This is a genomic window from Pseudomonas sp. HT11, from assembly GCF_044875395.1.
GTDB lineage: Bacteria > Pseudomonadota > Gammaproteobacteria > Pseudomonadales > Pseudomonadaceae > Aquipseudomonas.
The window spans coordinates 5,910,992-5,925,011 of the sequence record NZ_CP173217.1 but is presented as its reverse complement, the minus strand read 5'-3'; the positions used below and the strand labels follow the sequence as shown (position 1 = coordinate 5,925,011).

The 14,020-nt window shown below is 61.7% G+C and carries 16 protein-coding genes; 6 read left to right on the top strand and 10 right to left on the bottom strand.

Annotation, left to right across the window (positions count from 1 at the left end; translation table 11 throughout):
* Positions 1–30 precede the first annotated feature (30 nt).
* Together proC and ABWL43_RS27395 are read right to left on the bottom strand one after the other, a co-directional pair.
* Positions 31–849 carry a pyrroline-5-carboxylate reductase gene (gene proC, locus ABWL43_RS27400; protein ID WP_404485687.1) on the bottom strand — a complete coding sequence of 273 codons (819 nt, stop codon included), beginning with the start codon at positions 847–849 and terminating at the stop codon, positions 31–33.
* Positions 850–882: 33 nt separating this feature from the next.
* The gene (locus ABWL43_RS27395) at positions 883–1,569 is read right to left on the bottom strand and encodes a YggS family pyridoxal phosphate-dependent enzyme (protein WP_404485684.1); all 687 of its coding nucleotides are present in this window, start codon (positions 1,567–1,569) and stop codon (positions 883–885) included.
* 57 nt (positions 1,570–1,626) lie between these two features.
* Here ABWL43_RS27395 and ABWL43_RS27390 point away from each other — a divergent pair, with 57 nt between their 5' ends.
* Positions 1,627–2,661, top strand: coding sequence for a type IV pilus twitching motility protein PilT (locus tag ABWL43_RS27390; RefSeq protein ID WP_404485681.1), 1,035 nt, complete (start codon positions 1,627–1,629; stop codon positions 2,659–2,661).
* A gap of 140 nt (positions 2,662–2,801) precedes the next feature.
* Here the strand turns inward: ABWL43_RS27390 and ABWL43_RS27385 are convergent, their stop codons facing one another.
* Positions 2,802–3,443: a C40 family peptidase gene (locus tag ABWL43_RS27385; protein WP_404485678.1), complete on the bottom strand. Its 642-nt coding sequence runs from the start codon at positions 3,441–3,443 to the stop codon at positions 2,802–2,804.
* A 249-nt stretch (positions 3,444–3,692) separates the two neighbouring features.
* Here ABWL43_RS27385 and ABWL43_RS27380 point away from each other — a divergent pair, with 249 nt between their 5' ends.
* Positions 3,693–4,121: an NINE protein gene (locus ABWL43_RS27380; protein WP_404485674.1), complete on the top strand. Its 429-nt coding sequence runs from the start codon at positions 3,693–3,695 to the stop codon at positions 4,119–4,121.
* Between the two features lie 152 nt (positions 4,122–4,273).
* Here ABWL43_RS27380 and ABWL43_RS27375 read toward each other — a convergent pair whose 3' ends face one another.
* The 7 genes from ABWL43_RS27375 to gshB form a co-directional block, all read right to left on the bottom strand.
* On the bottom strand, positions 4,274–5,545 hold the full coding sequence (locus ABWL43_RS27375; protein ID WP_145157722.1) for a dihydroorotase: 1,272 nt from the start codon (positions 5,543–5,545) through the stop codon (positions 4,274–4,276).
* Positions 5,542–6,546, bottom strand: a complete 1,005-nt coding sequence (locus ABWL43_RS27370; protein ID WP_404485671.1) for an aspartate carbamoyltransferase catalytic subunit — start codon at positions 6,544–6,546, stop codon at positions 5,542–5,544. The genes ABWL43_RS27375 and ABWL43_RS27370 overlap by 4 nt, the downstream gene beginning before the upstream one ends.
* 24 nt (positions 6,547–6,570) lie before the next feature.
* Positions 6,571–7,077 (bottom strand): bifunctional pyr operon transcriptional regulator/uracil phosphoribosyltransferase PyrR, encoded by a 507-nt coding sequence (gene pyrR, locus ABWL43_RS27365; protein ID WP_106575674.1) that lies wholly within the window; start codon positions 7,075–7,077, stop codon positions 6,571–6,573.
* A 72-nt stretch (positions 7,078–7,149) separates the two neighbouring features.
* Positions 7,150–7,587 carry a Holliday junction resolvase RuvX gene (gene ruvX / locus ABWL43_RS27360; RefSeq protein ID WP_003195067.1) on the bottom strand — a complete coding sequence of 146 codons (438 nt, stop codon included), beginning with the start codon at positions 7,585–7,587 and terminating at the stop codon, positions 7,150–7,152.
* Positions 7,587–8,156 carry a YqgE/AlgH family protein gene (locus ABWL43_RS27355; RefSeq protein WP_106575672.1) on the bottom strand — a complete coding sequence of 190 codons (570 nt, stop codon included), beginning with the start codon at positions 8,154–8,156 and terminating at the stop codon, positions 7,587–7,589. Before ABWL43_RS27355 ends, ruvX begins: the two co-directional genes overlap by 1 nt.
* Before the next feature lie 260 nt (positions 8,157–8,416).
* Entirely contained in the window at positions 8,417–9,322 is a 906-nt protein-coding gene (locus tag ABWL43_RS27350; RefSeq protein WP_106575671.1) for an energy transducer TonB, read from the bottom strand.
* A gap of 77 nt (positions 9,323–9,399) precedes the next feature.
* Complete coding sequence (gene gshB / locus ABWL43_RS27345) at positions 9,400–10,353, bottom strand: glutathione synthase (RefSeq protein ID WP_099550340.1); 954 nt, start codon at positions 10,351–10,353, stop codon at positions 9,400–9,402.
* A 239-nt stretch (positions 10,354–10,592) separates the two neighbouring features.
* Here gshB and pilG point away from each other — a divergent pair, with 239 nt between their 5' ends.
* From pilG to ABWL43_RS27325, 4 genes are read left to right on the top strand one after another with little or no spacing between them, the layout of a single operon-like run.
* Positions 10,593–11,000, top strand: coding sequence for a twitching motility response regulator PilG (gene pilG / locus ABWL43_RS27340; protein ID WP_106575669.1), 408 nt, complete (start codon positions 10,593–10,595; stop codon positions 10,998–11,000).
* A 46-nt stretch (positions 11,001–11,046) separates the two neighbouring features.
* Positions 11,047–11,412 carry a twitching motility response regulator PilH gene (gene pilH, locus ABWL43_RS27335; protein WP_014720320.1) on the top strand — a complete coding sequence of 122 codons (366 nt, stop codon included), beginning with the start codon at positions 11,047–11,049 and terminating at the stop codon, positions 11,410–11,412.
* A 12-nt stretch (positions 11,413–11,424) separates the two neighbouring features.
* A complete protein-coding gene (locus tag ABWL43_RS27330; RefSeq protein ID WP_119737459.1) occupies positions 11,425–11,949 on the top strand; it encodes a chemotaxis protein CheW in 525 nt (174 codons plus the stop codon).
* Entirely contained in the window at positions 11,946–13,997 is a 2,052-nt protein-coding gene (locus ABWL43_RS27325; protein WP_404485662.1) for a methyl-accepting chemotaxis protein, read from the top strand. The genes ABWL43_RS27330 and ABWL43_RS27325 overlap by 4 nt, the downstream gene beginning before the upstream one ends.
* The last annotated feature ends 23 nt before the right edge of the window (positions 13,998–14,020 follow it).

The window sequence follows — 14,020 nt, the reverse complement described above, 5'->3', positions numbered from 1 at the left end:
TTTCCTATCGGGTCCAGTTGCAGGGGACGACTATTTGCCCAGTTGCTCGGCCATCTCGGCCGAACGATGTGCCGCAGCACCCAGGGCTTTTTCCACCAGGGCTTCAAAGCCACCGGCCTGGAACGATTCAATGGCCGCTTGCGTGGTGCCACCCGGCGACGTTACGCGGCGGCGCAGTTCGGCGGCGTCCACGTCGCTGTCGACGGCCATGTTCGCGGCGCCCAGCGCGGTTTGCTCAGCCAGTTGCTCAGCCACTTCGTGGGGCAGGCCCAGCTTCACGCCGGCGGCGGTCATGGCTTCGATCAGCAGGAAGAAGTAGGCCGGGCCGCTGCCGGAGACGGCGGTCACCGCATCCAGTTGCTGTTCCTGTTCCAGCCACAGGGCGATGCCCACCGCAGACAGCAGCTCTTGAGCCTGGTCACGTTGTTGGGCGGTTACTTCGGATGTCGCGTACAGGCCGCTCACGCCCTTGCGCAGCAGCGCCGGGGTGTTGGGCATGCAGCGCACGATTGGCTGTTCACCGAGCCAGTTGTTCATGCTGGCGCAGGTGATGCCGGCGGCGATGGAGACCACCAGTTGGTGTGGCTGCAGGCTCGGGCGCAGGCTTTCGCACACGGCCTTCATGGCCTGCGGTTTCACCGCCAGCACGATCACGTCGACGCCCTGGATGGCCTCGGCGTTATCGGCAAAGGTTTCAATGCCGTGCTCGCTGCTGACGCGAGCGCGGGTGTCGGCGCCCGGGTCGCTGGCGCGGATCTGCTGGGCTTGCAGGCCCTTGGCCCGCAGGCCGCCGATCAGACTGGCCGCCATGTTACCGGCGCCGATAAAGGCAATACGCGTGTTGCTCATGACAGGTCCTTATTCAGAGGAAAGTCAGCCATTTCACGGCTGGCCGTAGTCGCGGGCGCCAAACAGGGCGGTACCGATCCGCACCCAGGTGGCACCTTGGGCGATGGCCGACTCGAGGTCGTGGCTCATGCCCATGGAAAGTGTGTCCAGCGCCAGATTCAGGCTGGCTTGCAGGTCTCTCACCGCTGCGAATGCCGCATCTTGCGCGGCGCGATCTTCAGTCGGCTCGGGAATCGCCATCAAGCCGCGCAGTTTCAGGCGCGGCAAGGCGCTGATCGCATGGGCCAAGGCCGGCAAGTCGGCGGGCGTACAGCCGGATTTGCTGGCTTCGCCACTGACGTTGACCTGAATGCAGATGTTCAGCGGCGGTAGGTCGGCCGGGCGTTGTTCGGACAGGCGTTGAGCGATTTTCAAGCGATCCACGGAATGTACCCAAGCGAAGTTCTCGGCGATCGCACGAGTCTTGTTCGATTGAATGGGGCCAATGAAGTGCCAACTCAAGGGCAGGTCGGTTAATTGCGCCTGTTTGCCCAAGGCTTCCTGCAGGTAGTTCTCGCCAAAATCGTGCATCCCGGCGGCGTAGGCCTCGCGCACGGCTTGCGCGGGTTTGGTCTTGCTCACGGCCAGCAGGTGGATGCTGTTTTCGTCACGTTGCACGGCGTGGGCCGCGGCACGGATCCGCTCGCTAACCAGGCCAATGTTGTCTGCTATCGTCGACATTCAAGATGCACCCGTGGATATGGAGTCCGCGGCATTCTACTGGAAATGGAAAGCCCTATGGATATCACTGAATTGCTGACGGCCAGCGTGCGCCGTGGCGCCTCCGACCTGCATTTGTCGGCCGGCCTGGCACCGATGCTGCGTGTCGATGGCGAGGTCTGGCCGCTGGAGGGCCCGGTGCTCACGCCCCCGCAAGTTGCGGAGTTATTGAGCCCTTTGCTCAACCGCTACCAACAAAAGGATTTCGAAACATCTCTTGAAACCGATTTTGCCTTCGAGCTGCCGAGCGTGGCGCGGTTCCGGGTGAATGTATTTCAACAGGATCGCGGCATGGGGGCGGTGTTTCGCACCATTCCCGCCGAGGTGCAGAGCCTTGAAAGCCTCGGGCTGGGGGCGGTGTTCCAGCGTATCGCGCAACTGCCGCGCGGCCTGGTGCTGGTCACCGGGCCGACCGGGTCGGGCAAATCCACCACGCTGGCGGCGATGATCGACTACCTCAACGGCCATCGGCGCCAGCACATCCTCACCCTCGAAGACCCCATCGAATTTATCCACAGGCCGAAAATGGCCTTGATCAACCAGCGTCAGGTGCACCGCGATACCCACAGCTTTTCGGCGGCGCTGCGTTCGGCGCTGCGTGAAGACCCGGATGTGATTCTGGTGGGCGAATTGCGCGACCTTGAGACCATCCGCCTGGCGCTGACCGCCGCTGAGACCGGGCACCTGGTATTTGGCACCTTGCACACCACCTCGGCCGCAAAGAGCGTGGATCGGCTGGTAGACGTGTTCCCGGCAGCGGAAAAGCCCATGGTGCGCTCGATGCTGTCGGAGTCGTTGCAGGCGGTGGTGTCGCAAGTGCTGGTCAAGAAGATTGGCGGTGGGCGGGTGGCGGCTCACGAAATCATGCTGGGTACACCGGCTATTCGTAACCTGATCCGTGAAGACAAAGTGGCGCAGATGGTCTCGGCGATCCAGACAGGTGGCGCGCTGGGGATGAAAACGTTGGACATGAGCTTGAAGGCGTTGGTCAGCGAGGGGCTGATCAGCCGGGAAAATGCGCGGGGGCAGGCGAGGGTGCCTGGGGACATCTGAGGTCTTGCGGGCAATGAAAATCAAATGTGGGAGCGGGCTTGCTCGCGAATGCGCAGTGTCAGTCACCCTCTTAGTTGACTGATCTAACGCATTCGCGAGCAAGCCCGCTCCCACACTGGTTACCGCATATCAGACTGAAATCAGCGCTGCACAACCCGCAGGTTGTTGTTCTGTTCTTTCGGCAGAACCCGTTTGGCAATCACGTAGTTCTTGTCCCAGAACGGCTTTTTCAACGTGTCGATGCTGACCGACTTGCCACGACGCGGTGCGTGGATAAAGCGGTCGTTGCCCAGGTAGATGGCAACGTGATTGACCTGGCGGCTCTTCAACTTGAAGAACAACAGGTCGCCCGGTTTCAGGTCTTTACGATCAACCTTCAGCCCGTGACCGGCGGCCATGGCGTTGGAGGTGCGTGGCAAATCCACCGCTATGACGTCATTAAACGCATATTTCACCAGACCACTGCAGTCGAACCCTTTACTTGGGCTGCTGCCGCCCCAACGATAAGGAGTACCGAGCACATTAACCGCGCGGCTGAGGACGTTGCTGCTTTGTTTGGTGTTAACTGCCATCAGGCCGGGCGTTACTTTACCGTGGTGGGCCTTGCTCAGTTGAGTCGGGCGGTTGACGGTCAGTTTTACCGATTTGGCGGTGCCTGGTGTGCTGTGAACTTTAGGGGTGAAACCGTTAACGTTAGGAAGACGTTGCTCACGATTGGTGGCGTGGGCGGCCAGTGGCATTAATAGGCAGATGGTTAGCCATGTCTTGAAAAATGGTCGCATTAGGCGTGGCTCTTTTAGGTTTGCGCGCAACTTTATAACAGCTTTTTGTGTCGTTCTTAGGCCGTTTGTCGACTGAACCCTGGGGTCAAATTCAGGAAAAGCGCGACGAATTGCCGCTATCGTCCTGCAGAGGTCAGGTGGCATAAGGCTTTGCGGGAGGGAAGATACCATTTGCCGTGTGTCGGGCGCCCGTAAAAAAGTCACAAAGAAAATGAAAAAATTTATCTATCGAGGCAAAAGAGGTACTCCATGAACACCTATCAACAGGATGTGATGCAGCAGGACACCCACAGCAAGGTGATCGGTTACCTGCTGTGGATTTTCGGTTTTACCGGGGCGCACCGCTTCTATTACGGCAAGCCTGTGACCGGGACGATCTGGTTTTTCACCTTTGGTCTTTTCGGGATCGGCTGGCTGATCGACTTGTTCCTGATCCCTGCCATGGACCGTGAAGCAGACCTGCGTTTCACCGCCGGGCCGATCGAATACAACGTGGCCTGGATACTGTTGGCGTTCCTGGGCGTGTTCGGGCTGCACCGCATGTATCAGGGCAAATGGATCACCGGCCTGATCTACCTGCTGACTGGCGGTTTGTTCCTGGTGGGCATGCTGTATGACTTCTGGACGCTGAATACGCAGGTTTCGATCCGCAATGCCGAGCGCAATAGCGGACGCTGAGCGCGCATATAAGTCAATGTGAGCACGGTCAATGTGGGAGCCGGGCTTGCCCGCGATGCAGGCACCTCGGTCTGGCTGAACAACCGAGGTGCCTGCATCGCAGGCAAGCCAGCTCCCACATGTACTGTGCCCATTCCAGGTTTTGCGACTTATCAGGCCTGGTAGCTGATCCGCCCATCGACCAAGGTGTACCGCACCGTCGCCGGCAGGCTATGGCCGATGAACGGGCAGTTTTCGCCCTTGGACAGCCAGTGTTCCCCGGCAACCGTGGAGCTGGCCGGATCAAACAGCACCAGGTCTGCCGCTGAACCCACCGCCACTTTGCCCGCCGGCAGGCGCAAGGCCTCAGCCGGGCCGGCACTCAGGCGCGCCAACAGCGTTGGCAGGTCGAGTAGACCGTCTTGCACCAGGGTCATCGCCAGCGGCAGCAACAGCTCGACACTGCTGATGCCCGGCTCGGTCGCGCCAAACGGCGCCAGCTTGGCATCACGCTCGTGCGGTTGGTGATGGCTGGAGATTGCCGAGACCACACCCGACTTCACGGCCGCGCGCAAACCATCGCGGTCGGCCAACGTGCGCAGGGGTGGCTGCACGTGGTAAAGGCTGGAGAAATCGATCAGCGCTTCATCGGTCAGAATCAGCTGGTACAACGCCACGTCCGCCGTCACCGGCAGGCCGCGCGCTTGCGCCTGGGCGATCAAGGCCACGCCGCGCGCGCTGGTCAACTGGCTGAAGTGCGCCCGCACACCGCTTTGCTCTACCAGCAGCAGATCACGGGCCAGGGCCACGGTTTCAGCGGTTTCGGGAATGCCCGGCAGGCCGAGGAAACTGGCGACGGCGCCTTCATGGGCCAGGCCGCCTTCGGCCAGGTCGCGGTCCTGGGAGTGGAAGATCACCGTCAGGTCGAAGGTGGCTGCGTATTCCAGGGCGCGGCACAGCGTGCGCGTGCTGCGAAAACTGTCCAGCCCGTTGCCGAATGCCACGCAACCGGCGTCGCGCAGGGCAATCAGCTCGGCGAGTTGTTCGCCTTCCAGGCCTTTGCTCAGCGCGCCGATGGGGAACACTTTGCAATTGCCGGCTTCGCGGGCGCGGTCCAGGATCAGCTCGGTCACTGCCGAGGTGTCGAGCACCGGCTTGGTGTGCGGCGGACAGCACAGGCTGGTGACGCCACCGGCAGCGGCGGCGCGGGTTTCACTGGCGATGGTGCCTTTGCGGCTGTAACCCGGTTCGCGCAGGGCGACGTTCAGGTCGACCAAACCAGGCGCGGCCACCAGGCCTTTGGCGTCGATCGTCTCGCTGGCGTTGAAGCCCGCAGGCGCAGCGCCAATGGCGAGGATTTTGCCGGCTTCCAGGTGAAGATCGGTAACTTGATCCAGGCCACTGGCCGGATCGATGACTCGGGCGCCGAGAATGCTGAGCTTCACTGGGCGTTCTCCTGCTCGAATTGACGTTGCGCGGTTTGCCCGCTCATGGCCATGGACAACACCGCCATGCGCACGGCGATGCCGTAGGTCACTTGGTTGAGGATCACCGATTGGCTGCCGTCGGCCACCGCCGACTCAATCTCAACCCCACGGTTGATCGGCCCTGGGTGCATGACGATCGCATCCGGCTTGGCGCCGCCCAACCGCGCAGTGGTCAGGCCGAACAGGCGGTAGAACTCACCTTCGCTCGGCAGCAGGCCACCGGCCATGCGCTCGCGTTGCAGGCGCAACATGATCACCACGTCCACGTCCTTGAGGCCTTCGGTCATGTCGGTGTAGACCTTCACGCCGTACTGCTCGATGCCGATCGGCAGCAGGGTTTTCGGCGCGATCACGCGGATGTCCGGGCAACCCAGGGCTTTGAGCGCCAGCATGTTCGAGCGCGCGACCCGCGAGTGCAGGATGTCGCCGACGATGGCCACCGAGAGGTTTTCAAAACCGCCCTTGTGCCGACGGATCGTCAGCATGTCGAGCATGCCTTGGGTCGGGTGCGCGTGGCGGCCGTCGCCGCCGTTGATGATTGCCACGTTCGGGCACACATGCTCGGCGATGAAATGCGCAGCGCCGGAGTCGCCGTGGCGCACCACGAACATGTCGGCGGCCATGGCTTCAAGGTTGCGCAGGGTGTCGAGCAGGGTCTCGCCCTTGCTCGCCGACGAGGTCGACACGTTCAGTGTGATCACGTCGGCCGACAGCCGCTGGGCCGCCAGTTCAAAGGTGGTGCGGGTGCGGGTGGAGTTCTCGAAGAACACATTGCAGATGGTCTTGCCGCGCAGCAGCGGGACCTTCTTCACCGCGCGGCCACCGACTTCGAGGAACGAGTCGGCGGTGTCGAGGATTTCAGTCAGCAGTTCGCGGGGCAAACCGTCGAGGGACAAGAAGTGTTGCAACTGGCCCTGAGCATTGAGCTGCAGCGGGCGCTTGGCATCTAGAGGCGTCATCGCGGGGACTCTGTACAAGGCGGTTTAAAGGGCAAGGTCTTGCAGTTCGAGTTCGAGCGGCGTGGGACCGGACAATTTTACCCGCTGGTGGGCCTCCAGCGACAGGGTGGCTCCGACCACATCCGGGCTGATCGGCAATTCGCCAGCGTCCAGGTCGAGCAGGCACACCAGCGTCACGCTGGCCGGGCGGCCGTAATCGAACAACTCGTTCATGGCGGCGCGGATGGTGCGACCGCTCATCAGCACGTCGTCGATCAGCACCAGGTGCTGGCCTTCAATCTCGAACGGCAGCGCGGACGGGCGCACTTGTGGGTGCAGGCCGTTCTGGCTGAAGTCGTCGCGGTAGAAAGACACGTCCAGCGTGCCCAGCGGCGAATCGCTGCCCAGTTCTTCCAGCAACGCTTGGGCCACCCACACACCACCGGTGCGAATGCCGATAAAGCGCGGTTCGCTGATGGCACGGTGTTGCAGGTGCGCCTTGAGGCGAATCGCCATCTGGCTGATCAGGTCGGCGGGATTGGGCAGGCTCATGGTGGCTCCTTCAAGGCCTCGCGCAGGCAAGGTCCGGGCTCAAACGTAAAAAGACGCGGCAAGCCGCGTCAGTCAGGATTCAAATAAAGCGGTGTTTTCATCCAGCCAACCCTGCAACAGCAGGGCGGCCGCGATGGCGTCCACCGGGTTGTCGCGGTAGCTGCCTTTCTGCCCGCCACGGTCACGGCGCTCACCCTTGGCTTCAAAGGTGGTCAGGCGCTCGTCGTGGGTATAGAAGGGCAGGTTGTAGCGGCCATTGAGGCGGCGGGCGAACTTTTCGGCGCGCAGGCACATGTCGCTGGGGGTGCCGTCCATGTTCAAGGGCAGGCCGACCACGACGGCGTCGGGCTTCCACTCCTTGATCAGGGCTTCAACCTGGTTCCAGTCCGGCACGCCGTTCTGGGCTTTCAAGGTGCACAGCTCGCGGGCCTGGCCGGTAATCACCTGGCCGACCGCTACGCCGATCTGTTTGGTGCCGTAGTCAAAACCGAGGATCAAACGCAAGGCCATCAGGCGTGCCCCGCCTGGCTGGTCAGCAGGTTGAGGTTGACCCGCAACTTGGCTGCCGCCGCTTCCAGGCGCAGTTCACTGGCTGTGTTGAACAGAATGTCGGCATCGAACGGGCAAGTCAGCCAGGCATTGCTGGCCAGTTCGGCTTCCAGTTGCCCGGCTTCCCAACCGGCGTAGCCGAGGGTGATCACGCTTTGCTCAGGCCCTACGCCGTCGGCGATGGCGAACAACACGTCCTGGGAGGTGGACAACGACACGCCTTCCAGGTCGACCGTGGCCTGGAACTTCGGCCCGGTGGGGTGCAGCACAAAACCGCGATCGGTTTGCACCGGCCCGCCGATGTAGATCGGTACATTTTGGCAGCGCGCCGGCGGGTCGATCTCCGGGCGCAGTTGCTCAAGAATATCGGCCAGGTTCAGCTCTTGCGGGCGGTTCACCACCAACCCCATGGCACCATTGGCCGTGTGCTCGACGATGTAGGTCAAGGTCTGCGCAAAGTTCGGGTCGGCCATATGGGGCATGGCGATCAGGAATTGGTGCTTGAGGTAGGTCGGGCTGACATTTTTCATGTCCGCTAGTGTGGCGTCGGAGGGGCGAACTGACAAGCCGCGGCGGACGCTAATTGTGGCGAGCGGGGCTGTTGTGGCGAGGCGGCTTGTCGTGGCGAGCGGGCTTGCCCCGCGTTGGGGTGCGAAGCGGCCCTGAAATCTGGCGCTGTGGTTTTACAGGCAGAACGCGGTGGCCCTGTTGGGGCCGCTTCGCAGCCCAACGCGGGGCAAGCCCGCTCGCCACGACAAGCCCCGCTGCCGTTGGCAGAGTGCAGGAGCGATCAGTTACTGGACAGCCGATCACCCCGGGCAAACTTCCAGGTGCGGATGATTTCCAGGCGGTCTATGTCGTTCAAGTCGCCGGTAAACGGCGCGAAGGGCGCTGCCAGGCGCACGATGCGCTGGGCGGCCTGGTCCAGCAACGGTTGGCCGGACGACTCCAGCACCTGCACTTCATATAACGAACCGTCGCGGTTGATCGACACCAGTAAGCGCAAATTGCCATAGATCTGCTGGCGCCGGGCTTCGTCCGGGTAGTTGAGGTTACCGATGCGTTCAACCTTCTTGCGCCATTCGTCCTTATACCAGGCGCCTTTGTCGCGCATGGTCGAGGCAGCGTTCAGGCGATAGATGCGCGGGCGCTTGGCGTACAGCTGTTGTTCGTTGGCCAGTTCGGCTTCGAGGCTGGAAATCTGGTCGGAGAGCTGCGAGCTGTCGAAGGTCGGCGCTGGCTTGACTGGCTCAGGCTGCGGCTCGGTCTTGGTTTTCTCGCGCTGGGTCGGGGCTTTTTGCGGTTTCGGCGCAACAGTGGTCACAGCGGCCTTGGGCGCGGCCTGCTTGACCTCAGGCTTGGGCGTCGGCGGCGGGGTGACTTTATTCACCTTGTTGTCCTGGAACGGCGCCACTTCGGTGGTCTTGGGCACGGCCTTTTTGTCGAGCGTGCCGCTGCCTTGCTGATTGTCCTGGGCCAGAAAGTCAGCCTTTTCAGGCTTTTTTTCGCTTTTGAACGTGGCGAGGGTGATTTCCAGGGTTTTGGTGATCTGCTTGGGTTCGGCAAAGGTGAAACCCAGGCCGAGTAACAAAGCGAGGTGGATCAGCGCTGCCAGAAACAGGGTAAATCCGAGCCGATCAGCCGGGCGCACGCCGCTATGGGAGAGTTCGGGGGGCAGATCGGGCGGGAGCGTCATGACAAAAAAACCAACATCGCGCGTTTCACAGGTGCCGCATGATAACGCAATGTTGGTGTGTGTCCGGCTGTTCTATGTCACTTGGCTTGCAGCTTGCGCTCGATGGCCGCCATCAGCATTTCGCCGATGTTCGTGCCAAATGCGTTGTCGATCTCGCGAATGCAGGTCGGGCTGGTGACGTTGATTTCGGTGAGATTCTCACCAATTACGTCCAGTCCTACGAACAGCAGGCCTTTTTCGCGCAGGGTTGGGCCGACTTGGGAAGCGATCCAACGGTCTTTGTCCGACAGTGGACGCGCTTCACCGCGACCGCCGGCTGCCAGGTTACCACGGGTTTCGCCTGCGGCCGGGATACGCGCCAGGCAGTAATCCACCGGCTCACCGTCGATCATCAGGATGCGTTTGTCGCCGTCCTTGATCGCCGGAATGTAAGCCTGGCCCATGATCTGCTGGGTGCCCAGCGCGGTCAGGGTTTCCAGGATCACCGACAGGTTAGGGTCGCCGGCGCGGTGGCGGAAGATCGACGTGCCGCCCATGCCGTCCAGCGGCTTGAGGATCACGTCGCCGTGCTTGGCGGCGAATTCACGCAACACATCGGCGCGGCGGCTCACCACGGTAGGCGGGGTGCACTGCGGGAACAGGGTGGCGAACAGCTTTTCATTGCAATCGCGCAGGCTTTGCGGCTTGTTGACGATCAGCACGCCAGCGCGCTCGGCCTGTTCCAGCAAGTAAGTGGAGTAAACGAATTCCATGTCGAACGGCGGGTCCTTGCGCATCAGGATCACGTCCAGATCGCTCAAGGGGCTGTCGATTTCATCCGCAAGCTCGAACCACTTTTCAGGGTTGGCAAACACCTGCAGCGGGCGCATGCGTGCGCGGGCTTCGCCGTCGCCTTGGTAAAGATCGCGCTGCTCCATATAGAACAGGGTCCAGCCGCGGGCCTGGGCGGCCAGGAGCATGGCCAGCGAGCTGTCCTTTTTATAGGAAATGCTGGCAATAGGGTCCATGACAATGCCGACGCGAACGCTCATGGGGGATTTCCTCTAGCAAATTAGGGCGCATAAAAGTGGCGTCAGAGTGGCGCTGCGGCTGTTGTGGGTCAAGGAAAAACCACCTGGCCGGTTGCTCGATAGATTGCGCCCGGAGACTGTGCTAAAAAGACTCCCACGGTGCAGCAGCCCTTGAATTCCAAGGCTTGCAGCGCTCATCCTGTGCAACATCAGGCAGTACACACCGAAAACCGATTCGCTGTGGCGATGGTAGAGCAGATATGGAACAGCATTCCAACGCCTTGAGAGTGATGGTGATCGACGATTCGAAAACGATCCGCCGCACCGCCGAGACCCTGTTGAAGAACGTGGGGTGCGAAGTCATCACGGCCATCGACGGTTTCGATGCACTGGCCCGGATTGTTGATCATCACCCGCACATTATCTTTGTCGACATCATGATGCCGCGCCTGGATGGCTATCAAACCTGCGCGCTGGTGAAGAACAACCCGGCGTTCAAGTCGATTCCGGTGATCATGCTGTCCTCCAAGGACGGCCTGTTCGACAAGGCCAAGGGGCGCATCGTGGGTGTCGATCAGTTTTTGACCAAGCCTTTCAGCAAGGAAGAACTGCTGAGCGCGATCAAGGCCTACGTGCCCGGCTTCGCCGCAGTAGAACAAGCACACTGACACCGCCTCACAAGGGCCGGCGTCCACCAATGTAGTGGGGAAAACCATGGCACGTGTTCTGATCGTCGACGATTCGCCGACCGAAATGTACAAACTGACCGGCATGCTGGAAAAGCACGGCCACCAGGTCCTCAAAGCCGAAAACGGCGCAGACGGCGTGGCCCTGGCCCGCCAGGAAAAACCCGACGCCGTGCTGATGGACATCGTGATGCCGGGCCTCAATGGCTTCCAGGCTACCCGCCAGCTGTCCAAGGAGCCGGAAACCAACGGCATCCCGATCATCATCATCACCACCAAGGATCAGGAAACCGACAAAATCTGGGGCGCACGCCAGGGCGCCAAGGATTACCTGACCAAACCCGTGGACGAAGAAACCCTGATCGCCACCCTGAACAAGGTGTTGGCCGGCTGACGGCACGCCATCATGACCGAGTCACAAACCGCCTTCGAGCTGCTGCTGGACATCGACCGCCGCTGCCGCCTGCTGGCCGCCGACCTGCCGTCCCAGGAAACCCGCCTGCAACGTTGGAGCGGGATCGGTTTTCGCCTGGGGCCGTATTGGTACGTGGCGCCGATGGGCGAAGTCGCCGAGGTGTTGCATGAACCGCGCTGCACCTTGATGCCCGGGGTCAAGCCCTGGGTCAAAGGCGTGGCCAACCTGCGCGGGCGTTTGCTGCCGGTGATGGACCTGGGCGGGTTCCTCGACCTCGGGCTGTCCAGGGCCCGCAAGCAACGGCGAGTGCTGGTGGTGGAATTCAACGACTTGTTTGTCGGGCTGCTGGTGGACGAGGTGGTGGGCATGCAGCATTTCGCACAAGACGCACTGTTGGCGAGCACCGCGCCCACCGCGCCGTTTATTCAGGGCCAATTCGACAGTGACCAGCTGTGGCAGGTCTTCAGCCCCTTCGCTTTGGCCCAGGCCCCAGGCTTCATGGATGTTGCCGCATGACCACCGCTACCACGCCCAAACCGCAAGCCGCATCGCGCAGCCGTTCGCAGATCATCGTGCTGTTTATCGCGCTGATCGTGTTCATCATGCTGTTGTTCGCCAACTTCGCGTACCTCAATACCCAGTCCACGTACGACAAGCAGTACATCGGCCACGCCGGTGAGCTGCGCGTGCTGTCCCAGCGCATCGCCAAAAACGCCACGGAAGCCGCCGCCGGGAAGGCGGCCGCGTTCAAGCTGCTGGGCGATGCACGCAACGACTTCGCCCAGCGCTGGGGCTATCTGAAAAAAGGCGATACAGAGACCGGCCTGCCGGCTGCACCCAACGCGGTACGCGCCGAAATGCGCGCGGTGCAGACCGATTGGGAAGCACTGCTGAAAAATACCGACGCGATTCTCGCCAGCGAACAGACCGTGTTGTCGTTGCACCAAGTGGCCGCGACGCTTGCCGAAACCGTGCCGCAATTGCAGATGGAATCGGAAAAGGTCGTCGACATTCTGCTGCAACGCGGCGCCCCGGCCAGCCAGGTGGTGTTGGCCCAGCGCCAATCATTGCTGGCCGAACGTATCCTGGGCGCAGTCAACACCGTGTTGGCCGGCGACGAAACCTCGGTGCAGGCCGCCGATGCCTTTGGCCGCGACGCCAACCGTTTTGGCCAAGTGCTTAACGGCATGCTCCAGGGCAACGCCGGCCTGCGCATTGCTCAGGTTGAAGACCACGACGCCCGCGCGCGGTTGGCGGAAATCGCCGAGCTGTTTGAGTTTGTCTCCGGCTCCGTGGATGAAATCCTCGAAACCTCGCCGCAGCTGTTCCAGGTACGCGCCTCGGCGAGCAATATTTTCAACCTGTCGCAAACCCTGCTCGATGAAGCCTCGCACCTGGCCACCGGGTTTGAAAACCTCGCCAGCGGGCGCAGCTTTGACACCATCGGCGGCTACGTATTGGGCTTGTTGGCGCTGACCTCGATCATCCTGATTGGCCTGGTGATGGTGCGCGAGACCAACCGCCAGTTGCATGAAACCGCCGAGAAAAACGAGCGCAACCAGAACGCGATCATGCGTCTGCTCGATGAAATCGAGGACCTGGCCGATGGTGACCTGACGGTGACCGCCTCGGTCACCGAAGACTTCACCGGCACCATCGCCGACTCGATCAATTATTCGGTGGACCAGCTGCGCGATCTGGTAGCGACCATCAACCTCACGGCCGGGCAAGTGGCCGGTGCGGTGCAGGAAACTCAGGCCACCGCCATGCACCTGGCCCAGGCCTCGGAGCATCAGGCCCAGCAAATCGCCGAGGCCTCTACTGCGATCAATCAGATGGCCCAATCCATCGACCAGGTGTCGGCCAACGCCGCCGAGTCCTCGGCGGTGGCGGAGCGCTCGGTGGAAATTGCCAACAAGGGCAATGAGGTGGTGCACAACACCATCCACGGCATGGACAACATTCGCGAGCAGATCCAGGACACCGCCAAGCGCATCAAACGCCTGGGCGAGTCGTCCCAGGAGATTGGCGACATCGTCAGCCTGATCGACGACATTGCCGACCAGACCAACATCCTTGCCCTCAACGCCGCGATCCAGGCGAGCATGGCCGGTGACGCCGGGCGCGGGTTTGCCGTGGTGGCCGACGAAGTGCAGCGGTTGGCCGAGCGCTCATCCGCCGCCACACGCCAAATTGAAACACTGGTGCGGGCGATCCAGACCGACACCAATGAAGCGGTTATTTCCATGGAACAGACCACCACCGAAGTGGTGCGTGGCGCGCGGCTGGCGCAAGACGCCGGGGTGGCGCTGGAAGAGATCGAAGGCGTGTCGAAAACCCTGGCGGCGTTGATCCAGAGTATTTCCAATGCGGCGCAGCAACAGACCTCGTCGGCGGGGCAGATTTCCCTGACGATGAACGTGATCCAGCAGATCACCACGCAAACGTCATCGGGCTCGACCGCCACGGCGGAGAGCATCGGCAACCTGGCGAAGATGGCCAGCCAGTTGCGCCGGTCGGTGTCGGGTTTCACCCTGCCACCGCCAAAACCGGTAGACGATTGAAATGCACGCTAGACAACACCCCA

What these genes read in the sequence shown, in the direction of transcription:
- proC (WP_404485687.1), bottom strand. Translation starts at nt 849, where the DNA reads ATGAGCAACACGCGTATTGCCTTTATCGGCGCCGGTAACATGGCGGCC.
- ABWL43_RS27395 (WP_404485684.1), bottom strand. Translation starts at nt 1,569, where the DNA reads ATGTCGACGATAGCAGACAACATTGGCCTGGTTAGCGAGCGGATCCGT.
- ABWL43_RS27390 (WP_404485681.1), top strand. Translation starts at nt 1,627, where the DNA reads ATGGATATCACTGAATTGCTGACGGCCAGCGTGCGCCGTGGCGCCTCC.
- ABWL43_RS27385 (WP_404485678.1), bottom strand. Translation starts at nt 3,443, where the DNA reads ATGCGACCATTTTTCAAGACATGGCTAACCATCTGCCTATTAATGCCA.
- ABWL43_RS27380 (WP_404485674.1), top strand. Translation starts at nt 3,693, where the DNA reads ATGAACACCTATCAACAGGATGTGATGCAGCAGGACACCCACAGCAAG.
- ABWL43_RS27370 (WP_404485671.1), bottom strand. Translation starts at nt 6,546, where the DNA reads ATGACGCCTCTAGATGCCAAGCGCCCGCTGCAGCTCAATGCTCAGGGC.
- pyrR (WP_106575674.1), bottom strand. Translation starts at nt 7,077, where the DNA reads ATGAGCCTGCCCAATCCCGCCGACCTGATCAGCCAGATGGCGATTCGC.
- ruvX (WP_003195067.1), bottom strand. Translation starts at nt 7,587, where the DNA reads ATGGCCTTGCGTTTGATCCTCGGTTTTGACTACGGCACCAAACAGATC.
- ABWL43_RS27355 (WP_106575672.1), bottom strand. Translation starts at nt 8,156, where the DNA reads ATGAAAAATGTCAGCCCGACCTACCTCAAGCACCAATTCCTGATCGCC.
- ABWL43_RS27350 (WP_106575671.1), bottom strand. Translation starts at nt 9,322, where the DNA reads ATGACGCTCCCGCCCGATCTGCCCCCCGAACTCTCCCATAGCGGCGTG.
- gshB (WP_099550340.1), bottom strand. Translation starts at nt 10,353, where the DNA reads ATGAGCGTTCGCGTCGGCATTGTCATGGACCCTATTGCCAGCATTTCC.
- pilG (WP_106575669.1), top strand. Translation starts at nt 10,593, where the DNA reads ATGGAACAGCATTCCAACGCCTTGAGAGTGATGGTGATCGACGATTCG.
- pilH (WP_014720320.1), top strand. Translation starts at nt 11,047, where the DNA reads ATGGCACGTGTTCTGATCGTCGACGATTCGCCGACCGAAATGTACAAA.
- ABWL43_RS27330 (WP_119737459.1), top strand. Translation starts at nt 11,425, where the DNA reads ATGACCGAGTCACAAACCGCCTTCGAGCTGCTGCTGGACATCGACCGC.
- ABWL43_RS27325 (WP_404485662.1), top strand. Translation starts at nt 11,946, where the DNA reads ATGACCACCGCTACCACGCCCAAACCGCAAGCCGCATCGCGCAGCCGT.